This window comes from Nonomuraea sp. K271 (assembly GCF_009908215.1).
In the GTDB taxonomy this organism is placed as follows: Bacteria; Actinomycetota; Actinomycetes; order Streptosporangiales; family Streptosporangiaceae; genus Nonomuraea; species Nonomuraea longispora.
On sequence record NZ_JAAAHR010000031.1, the window covers coordinates 1 to 24,934 of the forward strand.

Annotated in this window: 26 protein-coding genes; 7 read left to right on the top strand and 19 right to left on the bottom strand. The window is 71.1% G+C overall.

The genetic code is table 11. The features are described 5' to 3' along the window. The 3 genes from GUY59_RS13730 to GUY59_RS13740 all read left to right on the top strand — a co-directional run. On the top strand, positions 1-918 hold a 918-nt coding region (locus GUY59_RS13730), incomplete at its 5' end, for a DUF1996 domain-containing protein (RefSeq protein WP_161714528.1). Positions 919-984: 66 nt separating this feature from the next. Further along, complete coding sequence (locus GUY59_RS13735; protein WP_138202892.1) at positions 985-1,818, top strand: ferric reductase-like transmembrane domain-containing protein; 834 nt, start codon at positions 985-987, stop codon at positions 1,816-1,818. Positions 1,819-1,882: 64 nt separating this feature from the next. Further along, positions 1,883-3,469, top strand: a complete 1,587-nt coding sequence (locus tag GUY59_RS13740) for an NADH-quinone oxidoreductase subunit NuoF family protein (protein ID WP_138202890.1) — start codon at positions 1,883-1,885, stop codon at positions 3,467-3,469. Positions 3,470-3,495: 26 nt separating this feature from the next. Here GUY59_RS13740 and GUY59_RS13745 read toward each other — a convergent pair whose 3' ends face one another. Further along, positions 3,496-4,164, bottom strand: a complete 669-nt coding sequence (locus GUY59_RS13745) for a L,D-transpeptidase family protein (RefSeq protein ID WP_161714529.1) — start codon at positions 4,162-4,164, stop codon at positions 3,496-3,498. A 242-nt stretch (positions 4,165-4,406) separates the two neighbouring features. Between GUY59_RS13745 and GUY59_RS13750 the strand changes: the two genes are divergently transcribed. After that, positions 4,407-5,042 (top strand): GNAT family N-acetyltransferase, encoded by a 636-nt coding sequence (locus tag GUY59_RS13750; protein ID WP_138202886.1) that lies wholly within the window; start codon positions 4,407-4,409, stop codon positions 5,040-5,042. 40 nt (positions 5,043-5,082) lie between these two features. Here the strand turns inward: GUY59_RS13750 and rhaS are convergent, their stop codons facing one another. The 7 genes from rhaS to GUY59_RS13785 all read right to left on the bottom strand — a co-directional run bounded on the left by rhaS (position 5,083) and on the right by GUY59_RS13785 (position 13,842). Then, positions 5,083-6,153 carry a rhamnose ABC transporter substrate-binding protein gene (rhaS, locus tag GUY59_RS13755; protein ID WP_138202884.1) on the bottom strand — a complete coding sequence of 357 codons (1,071 nt, stop codon included), beginning with the start codon at positions 6,151-6,153 and terminating at the stop codon, positions 5,083-5,085. After that, a complete protein-coding gene (locus tag GUY59_RS13760; RefSeq protein WP_138202882.1) occupies positions 6,150-7,136 on the bottom strand; it encodes an ABC transporter permease in 987 nt (328 codons plus the stop codon). The genes rhaS and GUY59_RS13760 overlap by 4 nt, the downstream gene beginning before the upstream one ends. After that, positions 7,129-8,172 carry an ABC transporter permease gene (locus tag GUY59_RS13765; protein ID WP_252375053.1) on the bottom strand — a complete coding sequence of 348 codons (1,044 nt, stop codon included), beginning with the start codon at positions 8,170-8,172 and terminating at the stop codon, positions 7,129-7,131. Before GUY59_RS13765 ends, GUY59_RS13760 begins: the two co-directional genes overlap by 8 nt. Then, positions 8,169-9,665, bottom strand: a complete 1,497-nt coding sequence (locus GUY59_RS13770; protein WP_132333134.1) for a sugar ABC transporter ATP-binding protein — start codon at positions 9,663-9,665, stop codon at positions 8,169-8,171. Before GUY59_RS13770 ends, GUY59_RS13765 begins: the two co-directional genes overlap by 4 nt. 317 nt (positions 9,666-9,982) lie before the next feature. Then, positions 9,983-11,947 (bottom strand): acetoacetate--CoA ligase, encoded by a 1,965-nt coding sequence (locus tag GUY59_RS13775; protein WP_138202880.1) that lies wholly within the window; start codon positions 11,945-11,947, stop codon positions 9,983-9,985. Between the two features lie 58 nt (positions 11,948-12,005). Next, the gene (locus GUY59_RS13780) at positions 12,006-12,863 is read right to left on the bottom strand and encodes a serine hydrolase (protein ID WP_138202878.1); all 858 of its coding nucleotides are present in this window, start codon (positions 12,861-12,863) and stop codon (positions 12,006-12,008) included. Between the two features lie 49 nt (positions 12,864-12,912). After that, positions 12,913-13,842 carry a LysR family transcriptional regulator gene (locus tag GUY59_RS13785; protein ID WP_138202876.1) on the bottom strand — a complete coding sequence of 310 codons (930 nt, stop codon included), beginning with the start codon at positions 13,840-13,842 and terminating at the stop codon, positions 12,913-12,915. Between the two features lie 87 nt (positions 13,843-13,929). On the opposite strand from GUY59_RS13785, the gene GUY59_RS13790 reads away from it, so the two are divergent. Next, positions 13,930-15,519 carry a penicillin-binding transpeptidase domain-containing protein gene (locus tag GUY59_RS13790; RefSeq protein WP_138202874.1) on the top strand — a complete coding sequence of 530 codons (1,590 nt, stop codon included), beginning with the start codon at positions 13,930-13,932 and terminating at the stop codon, positions 15,517-15,519. An 18-nt stretch (positions 15,520-15,537) separates the two neighbouring features. On the opposite strand, the gene GUY59_RS13795 is transcribed toward GUY59_RS13790, so the two are convergent. From GUY59_RS13795 to GUY59_RS13815, 5 genes are all read right to left on the bottom strand, one after another. Then, a complete protein-coding gene (locus tag GUY59_RS13795) occupies positions 15,538-16,245 on the bottom strand; it encodes an HAD family hydrolase (RefSeq protein WP_138202872.1) in 708 nt (235 codons plus the stop codon). 131 nt (positions 16,246-16,376) lie between these two features. Beyond that, positions 16,377-17,003, bottom strand: a complete 627-nt coding sequence (locus GUY59_RS13800; protein WP_138202870.1) for an HAD family hydrolase — start codon at positions 17,001-17,003, stop codon at positions 16,377-16,379. 87 nt (positions 17,004-17,090) lie between these two features. Continuing rightward, positions 17,091-17,525 (bottom strand): DUF2690 domain-containing protein, encoded by a 435-nt coding sequence (locus GUY59_RS13805; protein WP_161714530.1) that lies wholly within the window; start codon positions 17,523-17,525, stop codon positions 17,091-17,093. Positions 17,526-17,639: 114 nt separating this feature from the next. After that, the gene (locus GUY59_RS13810) at positions 17,640-18,140 is read right to left on the bottom strand and encodes a DUF6912 family protein (RefSeq protein WP_138202866.1); all 501 of its coding nucleotides are present in this window, start codon (positions 18,138-18,140) and stop codon (positions 17,640-17,642) included. A gap of 129 nt (positions 18,141-18,269) precedes the next feature. After that, entirely contained in the window at positions 18,270-18,929 is a 660-nt protein-coding gene (locus GUY59_RS13815; RefSeq protein ID WP_138202899.1) for an HAD family hydrolase, read from the bottom strand. A 335-nt stretch (positions 18,930-19,264) separates the two neighbouring features. Between GUY59_RS13815 and GUY59_RS13825 the strand changes: the two genes are divergently transcribed. Together GUY59_RS13825 and GUY59_RS13830 are read left to right on the top strand one after the other, a co-directional pair. After that, on the top strand, positions 19,265-19,402 hold the full coding sequence (locus GUY59_RS13825) for a hypothetical protein (RefSeq protein WP_201760844.1): 138 nt from the start codon (positions 19,265-19,267) through the stop codon (positions 19,400-19,402). A 91-nt stretch (positions 19,403-19,493) separates the two neighbouring features. Next, on the top strand, positions 19,494-19,721 hold the full coding sequence (locus tag GUY59_RS13830; RefSeq protein ID WP_201760845.1) for a hypothetical protein: 228 nt from the start codon (positions 19,494-19,496) through the stop codon (positions 19,719-19,721). Positions 19,722-19,737: 16 nt separating this feature from the next. Here the strand turns inward: GUY59_RS13830 and nagZ are convergent, their stop codons facing one another. From nagZ to GUY59_RS13860, 6 genes are all read right to left on the bottom strand, one after another. Continuing rightward, positions 19,738-21,012, bottom strand: coding sequence for a beta-N-acetylhexosaminidase (nagZ, locus tag GUY59_RS13835; protein ID WP_236667139.1), 1,275 nt, complete (start codon positions 21,010-21,012; stop codon positions 19,738-19,740). A gap of 63 nt (positions 21,013-21,075) precedes the next feature. Then, positions 21,076-22,743 (bottom strand): phosphoenolpyruvate--protein phosphotransferase, encoded by a 1,668-nt coding sequence (gene ptsP, locus GUY59_RS13840; RefSeq protein WP_138202862.1) that lies wholly within the window; start codon positions 22,741-22,743, stop codon positions 21,076-21,078. Next, positions 22,740-23,000, bottom strand: a complete 261-nt coding sequence (locus GUY59_RS13845; protein ID WP_132333124.1) for an HPr family phosphocarrier protein — start codon at positions 22,998-23,000, stop codon at positions 22,740-22,742. Before GUY59_RS13845 ends, ptsP begins: the two co-directional genes overlap by 4 nt. Before the next feature lie 113 nt (positions 23,001-23,113). Continuing rightward, on the bottom strand, positions 23,114-23,560 hold the full coding sequence (locus GUY59_RS13850; RefSeq protein ID WP_138202860.1) for a PTS sugar transporter subunit IIA: 447 nt from the start codon (positions 23,558-23,560) through the stop codon (positions 23,114-23,116). Positions 23,561-23,570: 10 nt separating this feature from the next. Then, positions 23,571-23,807 (bottom strand): glucose PTS transporter subunit EIIB, encoded by a 237-nt coding sequence (locus GUY59_RS13855; RefSeq protein WP_138202858.1) that lies wholly within the window; start codon positions 23,805-23,807, stop codon positions 23,571-23,573. Positions 23,808-23,858: 51 nt separating this feature from the next. After that, on the bottom strand, positions 23,859-24,893 hold the full coding sequence (locus tag GUY59_RS13860) for an SIS domain-containing protein (protein WP_138202856.1): 1,035 nt from the start codon (positions 24,891-24,893) through the stop codon (positions 23,859-23,861). Between the last annotated feature and the right edge of the window lie 41 nt (positions 24,894-24,934).

Genomic DNA, 24,934 nt, shown 5'->3' on the forward strand with positions numbered 1-24,934 from the left:
GAGGGAACGGCGTCCCCCTCCCCCTCTCCCACCCAGAGCGGCGGCGGGGACGACTGCGACCTCGGCCCGTTCACCGATGACTTCGTCAACATCCGCCAGGTCCAGCAGGTCAACGAGGCGCGGATCGGCAGGGACGGCTCCCGCGGCTCGTTCGTCTCCCGCTGCGGCACCAACCAGAACCGCCACCACAACCCCGACAACTTCATCGTCGCGCCCGGCGTGAGCAACGGCGCGCACCACCTGCACGACTACGTGGGCAACCTGTCGACGGACGCGTTCTCCACCGACGAGAGCCTGGCCGCCGCGGGCACCACCTGCCGGCAGGGCGACAAGTCCACGTACTTCTGGCCCGTGATCAGGGACCGCACGTCGGACGAGAACGCCGGCGACCCCGACGGCAACGTGGGCCGGCTGGTGCTGCCCCGCGCGGTCACGCTGCAGTTCCGCGGCAACCCCACCGGCGACGTCGTGGCGATGCCGAGGTTCCTGAGGCTCATCACCGGTGACGCCAAGGCGGCCACGAACGGCACCGCAAACGCCAAGGCCGGCTGGAGCTGCTCGGGATTCCAAAATCGCATAAGTCCCGACAAATACACGCTTTGCCCGCGTGGCAGTCAGGTTCTTCGTATCCTGGACTTCCCTAGCTGCTGGGACGGCCAGAACACCGACAGCGCCAATCACCGGACGCACGTGGTCTTCCCCGACCAGAACGGTGCCTGCCCTCAGGGCACTCAGGCGATTCCCCAACTCCGCATGACCCTCGCGTACAACGTGCCGCAAGGTCCGTCGTACGCCGTGGACGCCTTCCCCGAGCAGAAGCACAATCCGGTCACCGACCACGGCGACTTCGTCAATGTGATGCCCGATCGGCTGATGCAGACCGTCGTCTCCTGCATCAACCGGGGCCGCCGTTGCTGATCTGACATGCCCTCACGGGCACCAGCCTTCCGAGTCGCACCCTCACCCGACCTTGGAGGGAAATAGATGCTCCACAGACGATCCCCCCGGCATGCCCCCACCAAGCTGGACACCAGAAACGTCCGGCTGGGGGCGAGCGCCCTGATCACGGCGGTCCTGTTGTCGGCGTTCGCGCTGACCAGGACGGAACGTGGCGTGGCGCTGCTCGGCCGGGGGGTGGGCTTCCTCGAGTTCTACGCGGGCGTTTTCGCCCTGGTGCTGCTGACCGCGACGGTCGCGCTCGGCCTGCTCACCACCGAACGCGTCTTCCTGTCACCGGCCAACCGGGTCAGGGCCCAGCTCGCGCACAGAGCCACCGCGTTCATCGGGCTGGCGTACCTGATCACGCACATCACCCTCATGGTCAGCCTGGGGCACGTGCCGCTGGGGGCGGCGGTCGTTCCGGTCGCCGGGATCTACGTGGGTTTCGGTGCGCTGGCCTTCGACCTGATGGTCCTGGCCGTGGTCACGGGAATGTTGAGGGGGCGCTTCGCCGTCCGGACCAGGCCGTGGATGTGGCGGATCTTCCACGCCGCCGCGTACGTGGCCTGGCCGGTCGGCATCATGCACGGGCTCACCGCCGGTCGCCCGCCGGCCGGCTGGGTGGCCTGGTCCTACGTGGCCTGCCTGGCGGCGGTCGGCTCCGCGCTCTGCGTGCGGGTGCTGGCCTCGCTGCGCCGGCCGCCGACCATGGCCGAAAGGGTCGAAGGGCCGGCGGTGGCGTCGCCGGCAGCCGCGGGCGTACCGAACGAACGGCCGCAGAAGGTGGCGGCGTCCGCAGCCTCCCGCGGCGCCGCGGTGAACGCCAACGCACCCGTGAGCCTCGCCGAGGCCCGGCGCAGATACAGGGAGGCCGGATGAGCCTGCCCGCGACGATCGATCAGGAGCGACCGTGATTCCGGCCCGAGTTCCCCGGGTTTTACGCATGGGTCCGGCCCGGCTCACCGCCGGGCTCGACCACTGCCGCAGGCTCGACCTGCCCGCGCACCGCACGCTCCACGGGGTGATGGAGCCGCGCGAGCTGGCCGAGCTCATCTCTCATGCCAACGACGTGGACATGCGCGGGCGGGGCGGCGCGGCCTTCCCGTTCGCGCGCAAGCTGCGGGCGGTCGCCGACGCGGCCGGCACGGGCGAGAGCGTGGTACTGGTCAACGGCGCCGAAGGCGAGCCGGCCAGTTCCAAGGACGCCATGCTGCTCACCCGCAACCCCCACCTGGTGCTGGACGGCGCAGTGCTGGCCGCCGAGGCGCTGGGCGCCCGCGAGGTGGTCGTCGCCACGGCCGGCGGTGAGGTCGCCGAGGCGTCCGTAGCCGCCGCCGTGGCCGAGCGCCGCGCCGCGAACGTGTCGGGAGGCGCGGAGAGCCGCGTACCGATCCGCGTGGTCGGCATCAAGGAGAGGTTCATCTCCGGCGAAGGCGGCGCGCTCGTCAAGGCCGTGAACGGCGAGGAGGGCATCCCGCCCGGCCGCAAGAAGCGGGCCGCGACGAGCGGTGTGGACGGGCTGCCGACCCTGCTGTCCAACACGGAGACGTACGCTCAGTTCGCGCTGCTGGCGGAGTACGGCCCGGAGAAGTACGCCGAGATCGGCACCAGCAAGGAGCCCGGCACGATCCTGCTCACCGTGAGCGGCGGCGCGGCGAAGGGCGCGGTCATCGAGGCGCCCACGGGCACCTATCTGGCCGACGTGCTGGCGCTGACCGAGGCCGAGATCGGCGACGGCGTGCTCATCGGCGGCTACCACGGCGCGTGGTTGTCCGCGGAGGTCGTCCAGACGGCCGTGCTCTCGCGCGAGGGCATGAAGCTGGCGGGCGCGACCCTCGGCGCCGGGATCATCGTCCCGCTCGGCGAATCCACCTGCGCGCTCGGGGAGGCCGCCAGGGTGGCGGCCTACCTCGCGGCCGAGTCCGCGGGCCAGTGCGGCCCGTGCCGTCTCGGCCTGCCGGACATCGCCAGGGCCATGTACGCGCTGGTCGAGGGCACGGGTTCGGTGGACGCCGTACGTCGCTGCGTGCGCGGCGTCGAGCGGCGCGGGGCATGTTTCCACCCCGACGGCACGGCGAAGTTCGTGTTGTCGGCGCTGGACGCGTTCGAGACCGAGATCGCGCAGCACCTGGAGCACGGCTCGTGCGGCCGGCCGATCCGCGGCGTGCTGCCGATGCCCGAGCGGGAGGCGCCCCCCGAGTACCGGCTGGAGGTGGACTGGTCCCGCTGCCAGGGGCACGGGCTCTGCGCGCATCTGTTGCCGGAGTTCGTGGACCTGGACGACTACGGTTTCCCGTCGTTCAGGAACGTCCCCGGCCACCTCGCCAAGGAGGCGCGGCGGGCGGTCGACATGTGCCCGGCGCTGGCCCTGCGGCTCGCCCGGACGACCGGAGACGGCCCCAAGCCCGCCGGCTCGCCGCTGAGGCTGGTCAAGGACGGCGTGCTCAAGAAGGCCGGGGCGAGCGTGCCCAAGCTTACGCGCGTGGGCACCGGCCCGAACGTCTCACGAGTCGGAGGAACTGCGGGTTGACGCGACATATCCCGATTTTTCAGGAATCACCATTTCTGTCGCACATAGACCGGCTCTCCCATGCCGACTATTGCGTAGAGCCGTTTGGACGTTTCCATCGGGACGCGTACGCATCCGTGGGACGCCGGCCGGTTCGGGACCTTTGTGGAACCGTGCATGGCGATGCCACCGACGAAGTAGAGGGAGTTGTACATCGATCCGAGCGGCCCGGTCGTCCACCCGGGCGCTCGCCGGTTGACGCGGAAGTCCCCCACGGGCGTGACCGCGTCGCCGCACCGCCCCTTGAGGCACCAGCGCCGCTGGGCGCCGCTGGAGATGTGCGAGATCAGCTCGGGACGGTGGCCGCGGTAGACGATGAGCAACTGGTCGCGCAGCCTGACCTCGACCCGGTTCGCCGGGCCGTTGGGCACCAGCGGGCGGGTCCTGAGCCGCCGGTCGAGCGCCCGCCAGATCTCCGGTCCCACCGCGCCCCGCGTCTGCATCTTGTGGCTCTTCTGCAGCGCCCAGACCGCGAACTTCGTCTGCTCGTCGTAGCGCCCGTTGATCTTGCCGAAGTAGTAGCGGCCATGGCGCAGTCCCCGCTGGAGGCGCTCGACCTCCTTGCCGCGATCCCCCGGCCGCAGGACGGGCACCTTCACCTCGGCCTGCTTGACCGGTATGGGATCGTTCCTGTCCGCCATCGCGGGTACGCCCATCAGCAAGGGCACCCCACATCCGACGACGAAAGCGCCGATTCTCCGAAATTTTATGATCATAATTCGATGCCTACCCACACCGTCGAGAATTCATCTCATGCATGGGTTTTGTCCGGTAAAGGCAGCGAATTTACAAATCCAGCTATAAACGGGCATTCCCCGTTTATTCGACTATCGTCGCCAGGTCGCGGCCGGCGAAAATCGTTCGCGCACCTCCGCGTCGCCTGCCACCATGCGGTGGTATGCGCAACTGGCCCCTGTTCGACCTGTCCATCACGACGCCTCGCCTGGAGCTGCGCCTCCCCTCGCTCGACGACCTCGACGAGCTCGCGGACCGCGCCGCCCAGGGCATCCACGAGGCGGGATTCATGCCGTTCATGTTCCCCTGGTCCGACGCCGACCCCGCCGAGCGGGCCAGGAGCACGCTGCAGTACCACTTCCGCGCGTGGGGCTCGCTCGCCCCGGAGAAGTGGTCGATCGACTTCGTGGTCGTGTACGACGGCCAGGTCGTCGGCACCCAGGGCCTCATGGCCACGTCCTTCTCGGTCACCCGCGAGGTCGGCACCGGCTCGTGGCTGGGACAACGTTTCCACGGCAAGGGCATCGGCACCGAGATGCGCAGGGCGGTGCTGCACCTCGCCTTCGCCGGGCTGGAGGCGCACCACGCGACGACCGAGGCGTTCGAGGACAATCACGCCTCGCTGGCGGTGACGAGGAAGCTCGGCTACCAGGAGGACGGCATCACGGTCCACGACCGCCAGGGCAAGCCGGCCGTCACCCGGCGCTTCCGCCTGGCCAGGGAAGACTGGGCGGAGTCGCCGGGTTACGAGATCCACAACCTGCCCGCCTGCCTGCCCCTCCTCGGCCTGACGAGCTGACGGCGTGCGGCCCGGTCCGCGGGCCGCACGCCCCGGCGCGTCAGAAGTCGAACTGGTCGATGTTGGAGGCGTCAAAGGTGAACGGCGGCCCGAGGATGACCTCGCCGTTCTTGCCGATCGTGCGCTCCCCCAGCTTGCCCGCCTTGAACGTCTCACCCTCGGCCCCGGTGATCTGCCCCGACACCAGCGCCGCCGCCGCGTACGACGCGAGGTAGCCCAGGTCCTTCGGGTTCCACAGGGCGAACTTCTCCACGGTCTTGTCCTTGACGTACTGGCGCATCTGGTTGGGCGTGCCCAGCCCGGTCAGCACGACCTTGCCCTTGTACTTCGAGCCCGAGATGTAGCGGGCCGCAGCCGAGACGCCGACCGTGGTGGGCGAGATGATGCCCTTCAGGTCGGGATAGGCCTGCAGCAAGCCCTGCGTCTCGGTGAAGGACTTCTGGTCGTCGTCGTCCCCGTAGGCGACCTTGACCAGCTTCATGTCCTTATACTCCGGCTTGGCCAGCTCCTCCTTCATGAACTCGATCCAGGTGTTCTGGTTCGTCGCGTTGGCCGTGGCCGACAGGATGGCGATCTCGCCCTTGTGGTCGATCATCTCCGCGAGCAGCTGCACCTGGCTGCGGCCGACCTCTTCCGAACTCGCCTGGTTGATGAACAGGTCGCGGCACTGCGGCGCGGCGTCCGAGTCGTACGACACGATCTTGATGCCCTTGGCGCGGGCCTGCTGGAGCGGGCCGCAGACGGCGTTGGCGTCGTTGGCGGCGATGAGGATCGCGTCGTGGCCCTGCTGGGTCAGCGTGTTGATGTAGGAGATCTGGGACGACGCCGACGCGTCGGACGGGCCGACCTCCTTCGCCTGGCCCTTGAACTCCTCGGCCGCCTCGATCCCGGCCTTGTCGACGATCACTTCGTACGGGTTGTTGATCTGTTTCGGCAGGAACGCCAGCTTGATGCCCTCCTTGAGCGGCGCGTCGGGGTTCGCCGAGGCGGCGGCCGAGGAGGCGGGCGCCTCCTGAGGAGCGGCGGTGACGGACGATCTCGTGGTGCCGCCGCAGGCCGCCACGCCGAGGACGAGCAGCATGGCGACGGCGGTGAGGCGCATCGGGGTCATGGGATTCCTTTCAGGGCCGGCCTGATGAGGGAGACGAGGCGCGGGGTGAGCACCGACACGATGAGGAGCAGGCCGGTGACGATCGACTGGATCTCCGTCGACACGTCGCCGAGCATCAGCAGATTGCGCAGCAACCCGATGAGCAGCACACCGGCGATGACCCCGCCCAGCGTGCCCTTGCCGCCGTCGAAGTCGACCCCGCCGAGCAGGACCGCCGCGATGACGGCGAGCTCGATGCCCAGGCCGTTGTCGGCGCGGGCGGAGCCGTACCTGAGGGTGAAGATGACGCCGGCGAACGCCGCGATCGTGCCGGAGAAGACGAACAGGAGCAGCTTGATGCGCTTGACCCGGATGCCGGCGAAGAAGGCGACCTCCTCCTGCGCTCCGATGGCGTAGAGCGAGCGGCCGAAGCCGGTGGCGTGCAGCACCACTCCGACGATGACGGCGAGCAGGACGAACAGCGCGATCGGGTAGGGGATCGGCGTGCCGGGCACGTTCTCCACGGCCAGCGCGACGTAGCCGGGCGGGAACTGGGCGATGGCCTGGTCGCCGAGCACGACGTACGCCAGGCCGCGGTAGAGGGCGAGCGTGCCGATCGTGACGGCCAGCGAGGGCAGGCCGAGCCGGGTCACGAGCAGCCCGTTGACCAGCCCGCACACGGCACCGACGAGCACCACGAGCGGGATGATCGTCTCGATGGCCATGCCGCCTTCCCACAGGGCGCCGACGAGCGCGCTGGACAGGCCGAGCACGGAGGCGACCGACAGGTCCACCTCGGCGGCCACCACGAGCATGGTCATGGCCAGCGCGATGAGCGCGATCTCGCCGAGGTCGCTCAGCGCGAACGACAGGTTGCCGATGGTCGCGAAGCCGGGAGTGCTGAAAGAGCCGGCCGCGAACACGGCGACCAGCAGCGACGCCACCAGGACGTCCCACCGCAGGACCCTGCCCATGACGAGGCGGCCGCCCCCTTGGTCAGCCATGACGGCTCCTGTTCCTGAGCAGGCGGGCCACCCTCATGGCCAGCACCCGGTCGACGCTGATGGCGAGCAGGAGCAGCGCGCCGGTGATGGCCTGCTGCCAGAAGGGGTTGACCCGGAGCACGACCAGGGCGCTGCCGATCGTGGTGAGCAGCAGCGCGCCGAGCGCGGCGCCGTACACGCTGCCGACCCCGCCGGTGATCGCGACGCCGCCCACCACGACGGCGCTGATCACGATCAGCTCCCAGCCGTTGGCGGAGTCGCCGATGACCGTTCCGAACCTGGCCAGCCAGAGCACGCCCGCCAGTCCGGCCAGGCAGCCGCTGACGAGGTAGGCGGTCAGGATGCGGCGGCGCACCGGTACGCCGGCCAGCCTGGCCGCCTCGGGGCTGGAACCAATGGCGTAGAACTCCCGGCCGCTCGGGTAGGAGCGCAGGTAATAGCCGATCAGCAGCATGAACACGAGCGTGATGAGCGGCAGGTACGGGACGCCCAGCACCGCCCCGTTGCCGAGCGACAGCAGCGCGGGCGGCAGGTCGACGGCGTTGATCTGGCGGCCGTGCGCGATGTAGTGGTCGACGCCCTGGATCACGTAGAGCGTGCCGAGCGTCACGACCAGGGCGGGGACCCGGCAGAAGCTGACGAGGAGCCCGTTGAGCAGGCCGCAGGCCGCGCCGACCGCCACCCCGAACACGACGCCGGGCACCAGGCCCCAGCCGCCGGCGAGCACGTCGGCGGTGACGAACGCGACCAGTCCCACCACGGAGCCGACGGACAGGTCGAGGTTGCGGGTGATGACCACGACGGACTGCCCAACGGCCAGCAGGGCGAGGATCGCGGTGTTGAGCAGGATGTCCTCGATGCCCTGCCCGGACAGGAAGTTGGAGTTGACCGCGCCGGTCATGCCGACGAGCAGGACCAGGGCGATGACCAGGCTCAGTTCACGCGCCCTGAACACCAGGTCGACCAGGCTTCGTGCGCTGCGCCCGCCGGGGGTCCGCTCGGGCGGCGCGGCCACCGTGGTGGTGGGTCCGGTCACGCGGCCCTCCCGGTTGCGGCGCTCATCACGCTCTCCTCGGTCGCCTCGGCCCGGGGGATCTCGGCGGCCAGCCGGCCCTCGTGCATGACCAGCACCCGGTCGGCCATGCCGAGCACCTCCGGCAGCTCCGAGGAGATCATGAGCACGGCGATGCCCTGGCCGGCCAGCTCGGACAGCAGCCGGTGCACCTCCGCCTTGGTGCCGACGTCGATGCCGCGCGTCGGCTCGTCCACGATGAGCACGGACGGCCGCGTGGCCAGCCACTTGGCCAGGACGACCTTCTGCTGGTTGCCGCCGGACAACACCCCCACACCGTCGGCCAGCCGGGCGAACTTCAGCTGCAGCCGCAGCGCCCAGTCCCTGGCCCGGTCGCGCTCGGCCCTTCGGGAGATGGCCGGCCCCCGGCGCAGCTCGCGCAGGCCGGTCAGCCCGATGTTGCGCTCGATCGACAGGTCCATGACGAGCCCCTGCTGGCGGCGGTCCTCGGGGACCAGGGCCAGCCCCGCCTTCATGGCGGCCGTGGGACTGCCCGCGGGGAGGGCGACGCCGTCCACCGTGACGGCTCCGGCGTCCCAGCGGTCGATGCCGAAGACGGCTCGCGCCACCTCGCTGCGGCCGGCGCCGACCAGCCCGGCCAGGGCGACGATCTCGCCCCTGCGCACCTCGAACGACACGTCGGTGAACACGCCCTCGCGGGTCAGCCGCTCGACCTTCAGCGCGACCTCGCCAACGGGCGCCTCCTCCTTGGGGAACAACGTGGCGACCTCGCGTCCCACCATGCGGCGGATGAGGTCGTCGTGGGTGAGCCCCTCGACGGGCTCGCCGGCGATCCAGGCGCCGTCGCGCAAAGTCGTGACCCGCTGGCACAACGTGAAGATCTCATCCAGCCGGTGGGAGATGAACAGCAGGGCGCAACCCTGCTCGCGCAGCGCCTCCGCCACCGAGAACAGCCGGGTCACCTCGTGGCCGGAGAGCGCGGCCGTCGGCTCGTCCATGACCAGCACGCGGGCGTCCCTGGAGATCGCCTTGGCGATCTCGACGAGCTGCTGGTCGGCGATGGACAGCCCGCGCGAGGGCTGCTCGGGGTCGAGAGCCACGCCGAGCCGCCCGAACAACTCCCTGGTGCGCGCGTGCATGGCCCTGCGGTCGATCCGGCCGAGACCGCGCCGCGGCTGACGGCCCATGAAGATGTTCTCGGCCACGGACAGGTCGGGGAAGAGGGTCGGCTCCTGGTAGATGACGGCCACGCCCGCCTGCTGGGCGTCGGCCGGTCCCGCGAAGTCGACCGGCTCGCCTCCGAGCAGCACCTGGCCGCTGTCGGGGCGGTGCACCCCGGCGAGCGTCTTGACCAGCGTCGACTTGCCGGCGCCGTTCTCCCCCGCGAGCCCGTGCGTCTCGCCGGCGAACAACTCGATGGAGACGTCACGCAGCGCCCGCACGGCGCCGAACGACTTGCTGACGTTCGCCAGGGCCAGCGTGGGGGGTGCGGCCATCCATCCTCCGGCAACAAACGTTTTAACGGGCGGCTGTCCGGAATCTAGGCGTTGTATCCAGCAAGCGTCAATGCCTTCATCCAAGGTATGACGGCATTGTGATTGCTACGTTTTAATCACGTCGCGAGCCTGGCGGAACACAGCCCGCCGCCCGTTCCGACCGGGCGGCGCCCCGGCTCCGCGGCCGGCCGGCTCAGTCGGCGGCCCTGGTGGACCGGGGAGACCTGGTCGCCGACCCGTCCGGGTGCCACCCGCCGGCGGCGCTGACCGACTCCACCGCAGGGCGGAGTCGGGGCGCACGCGCGGGAAGATCGTCATCACACCGGTCTGAAGTGGCTCAGCACCTCGGGGTTGGCCATGGCGTCGGGGTTGGCCGCCTGCTCGACGGGGGTGCCGAGCAGTATCTTGCGGACGGGCACCTCCAGCTTCTTCCCCGACAGCGTGCGCGGGATGCCGGGCACGGCGTGGATCTCGTTGGGCACGTGGCGCGGCGACAACTCGGTGCGCAGCGCGTCGCAGAGGGCCCGCTGGAGCGGCTCGGTGAGCTCGGCCCCTTCGGCGAGCGTGACGTACAGCAGGAGCCGCCCCTCCTGGCCGAGCTGGCCCGTGTCGATCACGAGGCTGTCGGCGATCTCCTCGAACCGCTCGACGACCCGGTAGAACTCGCTGGTGCCCATACGGACGCCGCCGCGGTTGAGCGTCGAGTCGGAGCGGCCGTAGATGACGCAGCTGCCGTCCTCGTTGATCTTGATCCAGTCGCCGTGCCGCCACACGCCGGGATAGACGTCGAAGTAGCTGCCGAAATAGCGTTCGCCCGACGGGTCGTTCCAGAACATCACCGGCATCGACGGCATCGGCCTGGTCACGACCAGCTCGCCCACCTCGCCGGTGACCGGCTCGCCCGCGGGTTCGTACGACTCCACCTTCGCCCCCAGCGACCGGCACGGGATGATGCCGGCCCTGACCGGGTGGAGCATGGTGGCCCCGACGAAACCCGTGCAGACGTCGGTGCCGCCGGAGAACGACCCGAGCGGGACGCCCGGCAGCTCGGCGGCCAGCCACGCGAACCCCTCGGGAGGGAGCGGGGAGCCGGTCGAGCCGACGCCGCGCAGCTTCTCCAGCCCCTCCGGGCGCAGGCCGGCCTTCAGCGAGGCCATGATGTAGGGGGCGCCGACCCCGAAATAGGTCACGTCCTCCGAGTCGGCGATGCGCCACAGCGCCGCCGGCGACGGATGGGTGGCCGAACCGTCGTAGAGCACCGGCGTGGCCCCCACCAGCAGGGCGCCGATGAGATAGTTCCACATCATCCAGCCCGTGGTGGTGTACCAGAAGAACACGTCGCCCTCGCCCACGTCCTGGTGGAAGGCGAGCGACTTCAGGTGCTCCAGCACGACGCCGCCGTGGCCGTGCACGATCGGCTTGGGCAACCCGGTGGTGCCGCTGGAGTAGAGAATCCACAGCGGATGGTCGAAGGGCACCCGCTCGAACTCCAGCGGCCCCTGCTCGGCCCGCAGCCCCTCCCAGCCGATGACTTCGCCGTGCGGCGGCTCCGTGGCGTGCGGGGAGGCCGGCTCGGCCTGCTGCGGCGCGCGACCCTCCCCGGCCGCCGCCAGGTAGGGGATCCACACGGTCGCGCGCAGCGACGGCAGCGCGGCGGCGATCTCGTTGACGGCCGCGGAACGGTCGTAACTCTTGCCGTTGTAGTGGTAGCCGTCGACCGCGATGAGCACCTTGGGCTCGATCTGCGTGAACCGGTCGACGACGCTCGGGACGCCGAAGTCGGGCGAGCCCGCCGACCAGATCGCGCCCAGCGAGGCGGTGGCCAGGAAGGCGATGAGGGCCTGCGGGATGTTGGGCACGTAGGCGGCCACCCGGTCACCGCGCCCCACGCCGAGGCGGCGCAGCCCCGTGCGCACGCGGGCGACCTCTTCGCGCAGCTCGGCGTGGGTCATCTCCTGGCGGGCGCCGTCTTCCGAGACGAACACCAGGGCCGCGCCCCCGCCTCGCGGGCGCAGCGCGTTCTCGGCGTAGTTGAGCGAGCTGCCGGCGAACCACGTGACGCCGGGCATCGTGCCGGACAGCACGGGCCCGTCGCCGCGCTCGCCGATCACGTCGAAGTAGTCCCAGACCGACGTCCAGAACTCCTCGGGGTGGTCGACGGACCACCGCCAGGCGTCCTCGTAGGCGGCAGGCCGGCCCAGCCACTCCAGGTAGCGGGTCAGCCTGGCCGATGCGACGACCTCTTCACTCGGCTCCCAGACAAGCTCGCCCTCAGCAACCATGTGTCCCATCCTGTCGCTTGATCAACGGAAAGTCATACCCGGACTTCCCCACAAGTTGCTACCTCCGTAGGTGGTCCACCGCCATACGCGCCGCCGTGCCGATCACCGCGTCGGCGCGCGGCTGGTTGAGCGCGGTGCTGAAGGAACGGGTGAACACGGCCACCGCGTAGCGCCTGCCGTCGGGATATTCGACGACGCCCGACTCGGTGCGCAACGTCGGGGCCGTGCCGGTCTTGCCGCTGACGGCCACGTCGTCGTACGGGAAGCCGGAGGCCAGCCGGTGCGGCCAGACCTGTTTGTTGAGCGCCGCCCGCATCCAGGCGCACGACTCGGCCGAGGCCGCCTCGTCCCGCCAGATCAACCCGAACAGCGCGGACATCTCGCGCGAGGTGCTCCGGTTGGTCCGCTCGGGGTCGAGCGCGCGCAGACGGGCGACGTCGTCGGGGTCGACGAACGGCCACGGGTGGCCGGCGTCCTCCCGCATGCTGTCGTTGAACTCCTGGCAACTCTGCAGCACACGCGTGCCGTGCAGCCCCTGCGCGGCCAGCATCGTGTTGACGGCCTCGCGCCCGACCCTGGCCAGCAGCACGTCGGCGGAGCCGTTGTCGCTCACCGCGATCATCAGGTACGCCAGGTCGCGCAGCGAGAGCGTCACCTCGTCCAGCATGGCCGAGATGCCCGTCGGCCCGGACGAGCGGCCGGCCGCCGGCACGGTCACCCGGTCGGAGGGGTCGAGCAGCCCGGCGTCGGCCTGCCGGCAGAACTCGACCAGCAGCGGCACCTTGAACATCGACGCCGTCGGCAGCGGCACGTCGGCCCCGTGGCCGACCTCGCGCCCCGAGTCGATGTCGGCGGCGTGCAGCCAGCCGCTCACGCCGGCCGTGCTGAACAGGGTGTCGAAGTCGGGGGCGCTCATGTGCCCTCCCCCGCAGGCCGCCCGCGCGCGTGCCGGTCCGTGCGCCCGCTCATGCCAGCATCCCCGGCCTGCGGCTGATCCGCCGTGCGGGTACGGCTCCCTCGTCCGTCATCCCCGCTCTCTCCTTCAGTGTCCGTACGGCCACGGCGGAGAAGTCGCCGATCACCTCGTTGACGGACGCCGTCGCCACGCGCCAGGCCGTGGAGACCCGGGACATGATCGGCGAGCCTAGCAGCGGCCGCCAGGCCAGCCCCGGCAGCTCCGCCTTCGGCCCGAACGCCACCGCCGCCCCGGCCAGGACCAGCCCGAGCCCGGCTCCTTGGTGCACCTGCGTGGGGACGAAGCCGTGGCGCCGGCATTCCGACAACACCTGGGCGTGGAGCCCCGGCTCGCCCTCCTTGGGCGGCATCAGCAGCTCGCGTCCCGCCAGGTCGGCCAGGTGCACCTCGCCGACGGCGGTCAGCGGGTCGTCCTCGGCCAGCAGCACGCCCTGCGCCTGCACCAGGATCCGGCCGTACTCCAGGCCGGGCGCCGAGACGGGGTGGCGGACCAGGCCGACGTCGATGGTGCCCTCCGTCAGCGCCGTCACCTGGTCGGCGGTCCAGATCTCGGCGGGCGCGAGGCGTACTTCCGGCTTGATCTCGCGGAAGCCGGCGACGAGCGCGGCGATCGCGGCGGGAGCCAGGTCGGGCGGTACGCCGACCTTGAGCACCGTGCCCTGGCCCTGCCTGGCCAGCTCGTGCAGCCGGTCGACCCTGGCCACGATCTCGCGGGCCTCGCCCAGCAGCAGTCTGCCCGCGTCGGTGAGCCTGACCTGGCGGGCCGAGCGGTCGAACAGCCGCACGCCGAGCTCCTCCTCCAGGCGCTTGATGCGCTGGCTGAGCGGCGGCTGCGCCATGCCGAGCCGGATCGCGGCGTTGCCGAAGTGCAGTTCCTCCGCGACCACGGTGAAGTAGCGGAGGTGCCGGACGAGGTCCATGAACAGCAAATATATCCAGGTTTATATCCTTAAAGCGGCCATATCAGTATTGGACATCCATGCTTCTGCTCTGGTGTCCTCTCCGTCATGGCACCACAAACGGGGACAAACTATGCCTACCTCCGGCCCGAACACCCGCCGCGGCGGCGCGGGCGGCGACGGTCGTGGATCGTCGCGGGACTGCTCGTCCCGGTCGTCGTGGCCGGCGGCGTCATCTGGGCGCTGCGCACGCAGGGTTCGCCGGAGCAGACGGCCGACGAATACCTCGCGGCCTGGTCCGGCCAGGACTACGCGGCGATGCGGGACCTGGTCGCCGACCCGCCCGCCGACTTCGAGCGCCGGCACCGGCGCTTCCTCGCGGACCTCAAGGCCACCCGGACCGGCTTCCACCGTACCGAGCCGTCAGGCGACGGCCCCGTCGGCTTCGTCGCGACGCTGACGGGGGAACACGACTGGCGCTACAGCGGACAGCTCAAGCTGGTCGAGAGCGGCCGTACCTGGAAAGTGGCCTGGAGCCCCGCCACCCTGCACCCCCTGCTGCAGGAGGGTCGCTCGCTGCGGGTCATCACCGAGCAGGCCGACCCGCCCCGGGTCGTGGCCGCCGACGGCACCACGGTCAGCACCCCGGACGCGCCCGGCTCCGTGCAGCAGCTCGTCGAGGGCATCAAGCAGACCATTCCCGACCGCTTCGCAACGCCGCGCCGCTCCAGAATCGACCTGTACGAAGGCGGCAAGGCCCTCAGAACCGTCGTGAAACCCGAGCGCGACCGGCCGCTGCGGACCACGATCGACCTGAAGGTGCACCAGGCCGCCGCCCGGGCGCTCGAAGGCGTGTCCAAGCCCCGCTCGCTGGTGGCGCTGCGGGCCTCGACCGGGGAGATCCTCGCGGCGGTCAACGCGCCCGGCGGGTTCAACCGGGCGCTGCTCGGCAAATATCCGCCGGGCTCGACCTTCAAGGTCGTGACGGCCTCCGCGCTGGTCGCGGACGGGACCGAGCCGGCCCAGCGGGTCGCCTGCCCCGCGGAGCGGAACATCGGCGGCTTCCCCTTCCACAACGCGGGCTACGAGGACTTCGGCACGCTGTCGTTCCGTGACGCGTTCGCGCATTCGTGCAACACCACGTTCGGCGAACTGGCCGTGGCCGAGCTGGACGGCGGCCGGCTGGGCGAGGTCGCCGGGAGCTTCGGCTTCGGCGTCCCGATCACGCCCGGCGCGCCCGCCGTACGGGCGGAGTTCCCCGGCCCGAAGGACGACACCGACCTCGCATCCGCCGCCATCGGGCAGGGCAGGGTGCTGGCGAGCCCGCTGAACATGGCGTCCGTCGCCGCGGCCATCGCCTCCGGCGCGTACATCCCGCCCACGCTCGTCAAGGACGAGCGCATCCCCGGCGCGCAGCCGTCCCGGCCGCGCCCGCTGGAGAAGGGGGTGGTGGCGGCGCTGCGCGACCTCATGCCCGCCGTCGTCACCGACGGCACCGCCAACGCCGTACGGTTCCCGCCCGGCACGGCCGGCAAGACCGGCACGGCGGAGTACGGCTCCGGCGAGGAACCGCCCGCGCACTCCTGGTTCATCGGCTACAAGGGTGACCTGGCGTTCGCGGTGGTCGTCGAGGGGGGCGGGGCCGGCTCCGCGGTGGCGGCCCCGATCGCGGCCCGCTTCCTCAGCGCCCTGCCCTGAATCCGGCCACGGTGGAGGTCAGCCGGCCTTGCGGTCGACGGGAGACGTGAGGCCGGCAACCGCGGCCACCACCTCCGAGGCGTTGGACAGGTCGGGCAGCACGATGTCGGCGCCCGCCTCACGCAGCTCGGCCGCCATCGACCGCCCGGAGGCGACCCCGATCATGGCGGCACCGCCGATCTTGGCGGCCTGCACGTCACGGGTGGAGTCGCCGATCACCACGGTGTTGGCCGCGGTGAACGGCGTGCCGAGGCGCTGCTTGGCCCGCGACTGCGCGACCTGCAGCAGCGTCGCCTTGGGGTAGACCTCCTCGCCGTAGCCGCCGAGCTCGAAGTCGACGTACTTGTCCAGCCCGAACGCCTTGAGCTTGTGCACGGCGTTGCTCTTGATCGTGCCCGTCAGCACCGTCTGCACCACGCCGTCGAGCTTGGACACCGACTTGAGCGCGTCTTTCGCCCCGGACATCATCCGGCCTTCCTTGGCCAGCCGCCCGCGCCGGTCGGCGAACGCCGTGGCCAGCGCCGCGAGGAACTTGGGCAGGTGGGCGTCCTCGGCCTGGACGCCGTTGACGGCCAGCGTCTCGAAGACGATCTCGGAGTCGGGACGGCCCAGCGGGGCAACGAGCTTGATCAGCGGTCGCCCGGTCACGAGGCGGAACGCCTCGGCGTAGGCATCCCTGGTCACGATGGCGACGTCGACCAGGGTCAGGTCGACGTTCCAGAGCACAAGACGGTTGATGGCGGGCCTCCTGAGGGGGGTGATCCATGCCAGAGTACGGTCGCCGGGGGGCTCAAGGCCCGCGCCTGCGCGAATTTCGCATGGCCGGAGCCCGCCGGAGCCCTGCCGGAGCGCTCGTTCTACGCGTGGTCGAGGGCGTCGGCGAGGGTGTCGACGACCGGCAGGCCGGTGCTTTCGAGCTCGGCCCTGGTCGTCATGCCGCCGGTGTAGAGCACCGCCCTGGCCCCCACGTGCTTGGCGGCGAGCCCGTCGTCCACGCTGTCGCCGATCACCAGGATCTCGCCCGGGTCGATGCCGAGCGCCGCGATGTGCGCGGTCATGTGAACGGCCTTCTCGCCGCCGGTCATGCCGAGCAGCCCGTCGATCCTGGTGAAGTGCCGGGTGATGCCGAACGAGTCGACCTTGGGCACGAGGTGGGCGTGCGGCGCCATGGAGCAGAGCGACTGGGTGCCCGTCCAGCTGGAGAGCACCACCTCCGCGCCTGCGGCCAACTGGCAGCTGTCGCACAGCCGGTTGTAGTGCTGGTGGAAGCCCTCGTCGAGCAGTTGCCACTCGCCCTCGGTCAGCGGCCGGCCGAGCAGGCGTTCGTAGGCGAGCCAGATCGGGCGGGTGTAGACCGCGCGGAAACCGTCGGCGGTCATCACGGGAAGGTCGTAGGGCTTGAAGACTTCGTTGGTGGCCTCGACCACGGCATCGAGATCGTGGAAGAGGGTGCCGTTCCAATCCCACACAATGTGCTTTGTCATGTCATGACCAGCGTAGTGGGCTGGTGTGACATTCCGCGAAACGCCCGGAGGCCGTGGCCGTCAGGCCACGGCCTCCTCTCGCGTGCCTCAGCGGCAGGCCTTGCCGGTGGTGCCGGAACCGTTCTGGCCGCCCCGGCCGCCGCCCCACTTCACGCTGGCGCTGCCCCAGGCGCACATGTTGTTCGCCCAGATCATGTCGCCCCAGTGGCGGCCCCCGTTGCCGGCCTTGTAGGTGAACGAGTCGGAGCGTCCGTCTCTGGCGTAGACGCTGATCGTGCCGCTCATGGTCGTGCCGACCTTGATCTCGGTCCAGTTGGTCTTGCACTTGCCGGACCACATCAGCTTGATGGTCCCCACGGTGCCGTTGGCGCGGCTCTTGATCTTCGCGGACTTCACCACGCGGGCCGAGTTACCGCAGCCCGACTTGTAGGGGTCCTGGTGGTCGTAAGGCTTGGCCTGGGCGTTCGCGGGAGAGCCTGCGAAGAGGGCCGCCGCCGTTACCGCCCCCGTAACGACAGCCACAACTCGAAGCTTCACGGTGAACCGACTCCTTCGGGTAAAGAACAGTGCTGGGTCGGGACACTAGCGAGTCAAGTCACGGTCCGGTCAAGGAGTGTGATGGACGTAACGTCACCGTTACGTACCGAGAAGGTCGGGGATCTCCTGGGTCGCGTACCACATGAGCTCGTGGGCCTCGGCGCCGTCCACGGTGAACTTCGCGTCGTCGTCGCCCGCGTCGGAGGCCGGCAGCGCGGCGATCGCGGCCTCGACGTCGGCCACCGCGTCGTGGTCGTCGACGTGCACGGCGGCCACCTTGGCCAGCGGGACCGGCCCGGCGAGGCGCACCCTGCCCCGCTCCTCGAGATCGACGCCGGCGGACACCTCACGGTCCGGCACCTCGGCCGCCACCACGACCCGCCTGGGCGCGGCCTTGCCGCCGGCGGCGGCCAGCATGCGCAGCGAGGCGCGGGCCGCCTCTGTGAGCGCGACGTATTCGAGTTCCTCGGTGTCGCCCGAGGCGTACCACTCGGTCAGCGCGGGGGTCACCGCGTAGCCGGTCAACGGGGCCGGGCCCATCTCTCCCGCCTTGACCGCGGCGGCCAGGGCAGGGAGAGTGCACGGCAGATACACGCGCATGACGTACCTTTCCACGCTTCGCCAGGGCTCGGCCATGAGGAATCCCGAGCCACCAGACCGACACCTTACTGATGGGCGACCCGCTCATCGGCCATGACCGTCGATCCCGCCCGGCCGTGACCGGCCGAGTCAGGCCCGGCGCAGCGTGAGGCGCAGGAGGGTCTCCAGCTCCGCGATCGTGGTGTCCGCGTCGCGGTGGTGGATGCCGGCGATGCCGAGGGCGCGGGCGGCCAGGATGTTGGCCTCGATGTCGTCGATGAACACGCAGTCCTCGCCGGCGAGCCCGATCCGGTCGAGGGCGTGGTGGAAGATGCGCGGCTCGGGTTTACGCATGCCGACCTCGCCGGAGATCACGACCGCGTCGAAGAGCACGTCCCAGCCGTCGCGGGGGTACGCGTTCCCCCAGGAGTTGGAGAGCAGGCATGTTTTAAGGCCATTTTTCCGCACATCGCGGAGCATGTCGTACATCGCCTCGACCCGCTCGAACCCCGCGAACATCCGTTCCAGCAGCCCCTCCGCCACCGGCGGCACTCCGTCGAGCGTGAGCAGCCGCGCCGCGAGGTCGCGCTCGAAGGCGGAACCGTCGAGCTCGCCGCGTTCGAGCGCATGGACCGTGTTCTCGCCGCCGCCGTCGCGGTAGGCGTGCTCGATCATCTCCCGCATCACGACGTAGTAGTGGTCGGCGTCGATCCGGTCCTCGCGGATCCACCTGCCGATGGAGTCGGACATGCTCGTCGTGAGCACCCCGCCCCAGTCGATCAGCACACCCGTGACCACGACCACCTCCATGCTCGAACTTCGTTCCAGAATAGGGCGTCCCCCGGCCCGCGCCCGTCCGCGCGGCACCACCAGTCCCGTCTCGTACGCGGCGACGACCGCCTGCGTCCTGTCACGCAGCCCGAGCTTGATCGGCACGCGGCTGACGTGCGTCTTCACCGTCTCCTCCGTGACCAGCAGCCGGCCCGCGATCTCGGGAGTGGACAACCCCTCCGCGACCGGCTCAGCACCTGCGTCTCACGCGGCGTGAGGTTGGCCAGCTCCGCCACCGGAGCGCCGGACCTGCGGCCCTGGCGGGCGAACTCGCTGATCAGGCGCCGGGTGACCGCCGGGGTCGGCGCACGTCCATGAGCACCACGTCCGGCGAGCACGCGCCGCAGCCCCGCGACCCGCTGCCGCCGTGGGCCGGGTTCGCCGTGTCGTGCCGCTACACGGCCGCCGCCCTCGCCCTGGCCGCGTACCGGCTGCGCCGGAGGGACGCGTGAGGCACGCCGTGTACGCCGAATGGACGAAGGTGCGTACCGTGCCGGGACCCGGGTGGCTGCCGGCCACGACGCCCGTGCTGACCGTGGCGTCGTGCTGAGCCAGCTCTACCTGCTCCCGCTCGCCGTCCGGATGGCCGGCGACGAGGACACGCAGCGGGTGCTCTGGCAACTGTCGCCCTCAGGAGCGGGGCTCGCCGTCCAGGCCACCACCGACGCCGCCCTGCCGCTCACCCCGTGGGCGGGGCTCGGCGTGCCGGCCGCGTGGGCGGCGGCCGCGCTCCCGACCGGATGGCCGCTGCTGGTCCGGCGCGACGCCTGAGCCAGGAGCACGTGGCTCAGTCGCCCGAGACGCGGGCGGCCAGCTTGCGGTGCTCGGCGGAGCGCAGCACCTTGGCCGCCTCCTCGGCGGAGGCGACGGGAGCCTCGGCCAGCAGCCCCTTCGACTGCTTGAGCGTGAGCAGCCTGGTGACCGACTGGTCGAGCCGCTGCTCGGAGATGCGGCCCGACTTCACCGCCGCCAGCACCGCCCGGTGGGCCTTGGGCAGGTCGTTGGGCATGAGCAGCAGGTCGGCGCCGGCCAGCACGGCGCGCACCGCCACCTCCCCGTCGTCGTATTTCGTGCGGGCCCCGCCCATGTTGAGCGCGTCGGTGGAGATCACGCCCTTGAAGCCGAGTTTCTCCCGCAGCAGGCCGGTCAGGATGGGCTTGGACAACGTCGCCGGATCTCCTGACGGGTCGAGCTTCGGGAAGACGATGTGGGCGCTCATCACGGCGTCCACGCCCGCGGCGATCGCGGCCCTGAACGGCGGCGCGTCGATCCGCTCCCATTCGGCCTTCGTGTGCTTGATCACGGGCAGCCCGGTGTGGCTGTCGACGCTCGTGTCGCCGTGGCCCGGGAAGTGTTTGGCCGTGGCGGCGACCTTCGCGTCGTCGAAGCCCTTGACCGCCTCCGAGACCATCCTGGCCACCTTCTTCGGATCGTCGCCGAAGGCCCGCGGGCCGATCACGGGGTTGCGCGGGTTGACGTTGACGTCGGCGACGGGGGCGAAGTCGAGGTTGACGCCGAGCGCACGCAGCTCCTTGCCGGTGGCCGCGGCCACGGCCCGCGACAACGACGGGTCCTTCGTCGCGCCGATCTGCCCCGCGCCGGGGAAGTCGGTCATGAGCGTGGACATCCGCGCCACCAGGCCGTTCTCCTGGTCGGTCGCGACCAGCAGCGGGACGCCCCTCGCCGCGCGCTGCATGCCGTTGGTGAGGTCGACGACCTGGCCGGCGCTCCTGACGTTCTGCGGGAAGAGGATCACGCCGCCCAGGCGGTATTTCCTGATCACCTTGGCCGGGGTCCTGGCGCCGTAGCGGGCTTGGTTCTCCCCCGACTCCGAGGAGGCAGAGGTGCCGTAGAGGACGGGCATGAACAGCTGGCCCACCTTCTCCTCGACGCTCATCCCGGCCAGCGCGCTCTCGACGGGGTCGGGAGGCGTGCTCTGCGGGGCGGAACGCGTGGGCGGCGCCGCCTTGCTCCCGGTCGGCGTCGCCGGCGTCGTACCGCCCGAACCACCGCCACCGGCGCACGCGGCCAGCACGATCGTCAGGAGGCCCGCCGTTGCCAAGCGTCGAGGGGAGTGAGGCATGCCTCCCAAGGTATCCGTCCGACGACCCGGCAGGGCCCCTCTTCAGAGCCCCAGCCGGGCGAGTTCGGGAAGGTGCACGCGGGCCGCCGCACGCGCGGCGCCCGCCGTCGTCTGCTCCCGCGCCGCCTCGGCCGCGAACGTGCACTGCTGCAGCGTGTGCGCGGCCAGCCCGGCGCGTACGGCGGGCAGCGCCGCCGCCCCCATGGACAACGTCGTCGCCCCCAGCCCGACGAGTACGCACGCCAGCGCCGGGTCGGCGGCCGACTCCCCGCAGATCCCGCACGGTTTGCCGGCGTCGCCGGCGGCGCGGGCGGCCAGCGCGACCAGATCGAGCAGCGCGGGCTGCCACGGGTCGTGCAGCGCGCTCACGGCCCCGAGCTGGCGGTCGGCGGCGTAGGCGTACTGCGACAGATCGTTCGTGCCGACGGAGACGAAGTCCACGGGCGTGAGCAGGTCCCTGGCCCGCAGCGCGGCGGACGGGATCTCGATCATCACGCCCACAACGCGCAGCCCCTTGGCCCGGCACTGCTGCGCGAACCACCGGCTCTCCTCGGCCGTGGCGACCATGGGCGCCATCACCATGAGGTCGTCGGTCGCGATCTCGGCCAGCGCGCCGAGCTGCGCCTCCATCACCTCGGGGAACTTGCGGAACGTACGCAGCCCGCGCTCGCCCAGCGCCGGGTTGGGCTCGGCGGCGGAGGGCAGGAACGCCAGCGGTTTGTCGGCGCCGCTGTCGAGCGTCCTGACGACGACCTTGCCGCCGGGGAACGCCTCGAGCGCCGCCTGGTAGGCGCGTCGCTGCTCCTCGGCGGCCGGCGCCTCGGTGCGGTCGAGGAAGAGGAACTCGGTCCGGTAGAGCCCGACGCCCTCGGCCCCCGCCTCACGGGCGGCGGCGAGGTCGGCCGGGCTGCCGATGTTGGCGAGCAGCGGGACGAGATGGCCGTCGGCGGTCCGGCCGGGGCCCTGCGCCTCGGCCACCGCCGCCTGCCTGGCCGTGGCCGCGCCGACGGCCTCGGCCACGTCGGACTCGGCCGGTTCCAGGCGCACCTCGCCCGAGGCGCCGTCGGCCATCACCCGCACGCCCGGCCGGATGGTGGTCGCGCCCGGGCAGGCCACCACGGCGGGCACACCCATCGCCCTGGCGATGATCGCGGTGTGGCTGGTGGGGCCGCCCTCCTCGGTGACGAACGCGGCGACGTCGCCCCTGGACAGCAGCGCCGTGTCGGCGGGCGCGAGGTCCCGGGCGACCAGCACGTACGGCTCCGCCGGCGCGGCCGGCAGGCCCGGCATCGCGTGCCCGTAGAGGAGGGCGACCACGCGGTCCCTGATGTCGTCCAGGTCGGCGGCCCGCTCGCCCAGGTATCCACCCGAGCCGGCCAGCACGTCGCGATATTTCGTGAAAGCTTCGTAGATCGCCCGAGGCGCGGCCAGCCCGCGGTCGATCAGCGAGCGCACCTTCACGACCAGGCCGGGGTCCTCGGCCATCAACGCCTGAGCTTTGAGGATCTCCTCGGCCTCGCCGCCGGCCTGGTTGCCGCGGGCCTCCAGCTCGCCCGCGACCCTGGTGAGCGCGGCCATCGCGCGCTCCTTCTCCTGCTCCGCCTCACCGGTGTAGGTGGCGCCCTCGGGGGGTTCGGGCACGGAGGCGGTCAGTACGTACGCGGGGCCGTGCCCGATGCCCGGGCTGACTCCCACCCCCCGCAGATTCATGGCTTTCCGGCGATCTCTGCCAGCTCGTCGAGCACCTCTTCCGAGCCCTCGCCCTCCGCGGAGATCACGACGGTCTCGCCCTGGCGGACGTCGAGCCCCATGATCGCGAGAATGCTCTTGGCGTTGACGGCATCACCGCCGTGGGCCTTCGCCACCGTGATGTCCATCGGAGCCTGTTTGGCCCGCTGCACGAACGTCGCCGCGGGCCGGGCGTGCAGCCCCACCTCCGCCGCCACGGTGACCTTGCGCTCGCCCATCTGCTTCTTCCTCCTTCTCGGCCGGTCCGGGCCAGCCGGACCCGGGATCGAACGGCGCCCGCCGACCGGGGTCGGATCGGTGGCATGCCTATTGTGACGCCTTGGCAGCGGGTCTATTCCCATATGAACAGCTCGTCCCCTGCATGTACCCTGCCCTGCGCCACCCCGGTCACCGCTTCGGAGAGCGCGTCGAGCGCGACCACCGGGCAGACCGGTGAGCGCCCGCCCGCCTCGACGGCCGACGGGTCCCACGCCACCACCGCCTGGCCGGCGCGCACCCTGTCGCCCTCGGTCGCCAGCAGTCGGAACCCCTCGCCTTTCAGCTGGACCGTGTCGATGCCCAGGTGCACCAGCACGCCTCTGCCATCGTCCCCCACGATGACGTACGCATGCGGATGCAGCTTCATGATTATTCCCGCTATGGGAGCCACGGCCTCCCCCGGCCCTCTCAGCGGATCGATCGCCGATCCCGGCCCCACCATGCCCGCGGAGAACACCGGATCGGGCACCGCGGCCAACCCCACGGCCGCCCCCTCGACCGGGGCGAGAACAGTCGTCATGACCTCGCCCTCAGCCGATGATGTCCTCGATGTCGCTGGCGATCGTGTCCGCCTCCGGCCCGACGACGACTTGGACCACGTTGCCCGCGGCCATCACGCCGTGCGCGCCGGCCGCCTTGAGCGCCGCCTGATCGACCATGGACGCGTCACGCACCTCTGTGCGCAACCGGGTGATGCAGGGCTCGATCTCGAGGATGTTCCCGGCACCGCCGAGCGCCGCGATGAGCGCGTTGACGTCAGCCGTCATCAGGTCCTCCCTTGCGCTAACACTGTGACCAGGCTAGACGACGCTGTGTGATCAGTCGGTCTGGGTGACCTTGTTCAGGCCGCGCGGCGCATCGGGGTCGATGCCGAGCCTGCGGGCGAGTGCCTCGGTGAGCAGTTGCCCCGGCACGATCAGGCCCATGGGCGCGACCCATTCGGGCAGGTCGGGACCGTTGAGCGCGGCCGTGCCCGCCCGTGCGAGCGCCTCGCCGCCCCCGATCGTGTACGCCGCGGCCCCCGCGGCAACCACCCGCTCGGCCAGCGCGACCGTACCGGACAGGGTCGGGCTGTTCTCGGAGGCGACCAGCAGCGCGGGGGTGTCGGCGTCGACCACGGCGATGGGCCCGTGCAGCAGGTCGGCGTACGACAGGCCCATGGCGTGCAGGTAGCAGGCCTCCTTGAGCTTGAGCGCGGTCTCCAGCGCCGTGGAGAACACCAGCCCGCGCCCGGACACCACCACGCCCGGCTTGTCCACCAGCCCGTCGACCAGGGCGTCGAGGTCGCCGGGTGCGGCGATGAGCTTCTCCACGGCCTCGGGCACCCGCCGCAGCTCCGCCACGTCCACGTCGGCGCCCAGCCCCAGCGCCAGCACGGCGAGCGCGGCCAGCTGCGTGGTGTAGGTCTTGGTCGCCGGCACGGCCTCCTCCTCGCCGGCCACCGTGCACAGGGCCACGTCTGCGGCCTGGGCCAGCGGGCTGTCCGCGCCGCCGTTGGTGACGCCGACCGTCCTCGCGCCGCAGTCCTTCGCCCAGGCCAGCGTCTCGACGATCTCCTCCGTCCGCCCCGACTGCGAGATGGCCACGGCCAGCACGCCGTCGAGGTCGAGCCTGCGCTTGTACGTCGTCGCGATCGACGGCGCGGCCAGCGCCGACAGGCGGCCCGCGTGCGACTCGACGAGGTAGCGCCCGTACACCGCCGCGTTGTCGGAGGTGCCCCGCGCGATGAACAACAACTGCCGGGCCTGTGCGCCCACCGCGCGCACCTCGTCGACCCGCGGGAGCAGCGAGTCCAGCGTGTCCCGCAGCGCGGCCGGCTGCTCGGCGATCTCGCGACGCATCTTCGTGGTCATCTCGGGCTCATCCCTCAAATCCGTGGGGCTTAGACTTGACC

Bases quoted from the DNA above. Each gene is read 5' to 3' on its own strand.
- GUY59_RS13785 (WP_138202876.1), bottom strand. From the start codon at position 13,842: ATGGACCTCGTCCGGCACCTCCGCTACTTCACCGTGGTCGCGGAGGAA.
- GUY59_RS13855 (WP_138202858.1), bottom strand. From the start codon at position 23,807: ATGACGGCTGACGTCAACGCGCTCATCGCGGCGCTCGGCGGTGCCGGG.
- GUY59_RS13815 (WP_138202899.1), bottom strand. From the start codon at position 18,929: ATGGAGGTGGTCGTGGTCACGGGTGTGCTGATCGACTGGGGCGGGGTG.
- GUY59_RS13810 (WP_138202866.1), bottom strand. From the start codon at position 18,140: ATGCGCGTGTATCTGCCGTGCACTCTCCCTGCCCTGGCCGCCGCGGTC.
- GUY59_RS13735 (WP_138202892.1), top strand. From the start codon at position 985: ATGCTCCACAGACGATCCCCCCGGCATGCCCCCACCAAGCTGGACACC.
- GUY59_RS13740 (WP_138202890.1), top strand. From the start codon at position 1,883: ATGGGTCCGGCCCGGCTCACCGCCGGGCTCGACCACTGCCGCAGGCTC.
- GUY59_RS13845 (WP_132333124.1), bottom strand. From the start codon at position 23,000: ATGGGCGAGCGCAAGGTCACCGTGGCGGCGGAGGTGGGGCTGCACGCC.
- GUY59_RS13860 (WP_138202856.1), bottom strand. From the start codon at position 24,893: ATGACCACGAAGATGCGTCGCGAGATCGCCGAGCAGCCGGCCGCGCTG.
- GUY59_RS13745 (WP_161714529.1), bottom strand. From the start codon at position 4,164: ATGGGCGTACCCGCGATGGCGGACAGGAACGATCCCATACCGGTCAAG.
- GUY59_RS13800 (WP_138202870.1), bottom strand. From the start codon at position 17,003: ATGACAAAGCACATTGTGTGGGATTGGAACGGCACCCTCTTCCACGAT.
- GUY59_RS13750 (WP_138202886.1), top strand. From the start codon at position 4,407: ATGCGCAACTGGCCCCTGTTCGACCTGTCCATCACGACGCCTCGCCTG.
- GUY59_RS13780 (WP_138202878.1), bottom strand. From the start codon at position 12,863: ATGAGCGCCCCCGACTTCGACACCCTGTTCAGCACGGCCGGCGTGAGC.
- rhaS (WP_138202884.1), bottom strand. From the start codon at position 6,153: ATGACCCCGATGCGCCTCACCGCCGTCGCCATGCTGCTCGTCCTCGGC.
- GUY59_RS13760 (WP_138202882.1), bottom strand. From the start codon at position 7,136: ATGGCTGACCAAGGGGGCGGCCGCCTCGTCATGGGCAGGGTCCTGCGG.
- GUY59_RS13850 (WP_138202860.1), bottom strand. From the start codon at position 23,560: ATGACGACTGTTCTCGCCCCGGTCGAGGGGGCGGCCGTGGGGTTGGCC.
- ptsP (WP_138202862.1), bottom strand. From the start codon at position 22,743: ATGAATCTGCGGGGGGTGGGAGTCAGCCCGGGCATCGGGCACGGCCCC.
- GUY59_RS13775 (WP_138202880.1), bottom strand. From the start codon at position 11,947: ATGGTTGCTGAGGGCGAGCTTGTCTGGGAGCCGAGTGAAGAGGTCGTC.
- GUY59_RS13770 (WP_132333134.1), bottom strand. From the start codon at position 9,665: ATGGCCGCACCCCCCACGCTGGCCCTGGCGAACGTCAGCAAGTCGTTC.
- GUY59_RS13790 (WP_138202874.1), top strand. From the start codon at position 13,930: ATGGCACCACAAACGGGGACAAACTATGCCTACCTCCGGCCCGAACAC.
- GUY59_RS13825 (WP_201760844.1), top strand. From the start codon at position 19,265: ATGAGCACCACGTCCGGCGAGCACGCGCCGCAGCCCCGCGACCCGCTG.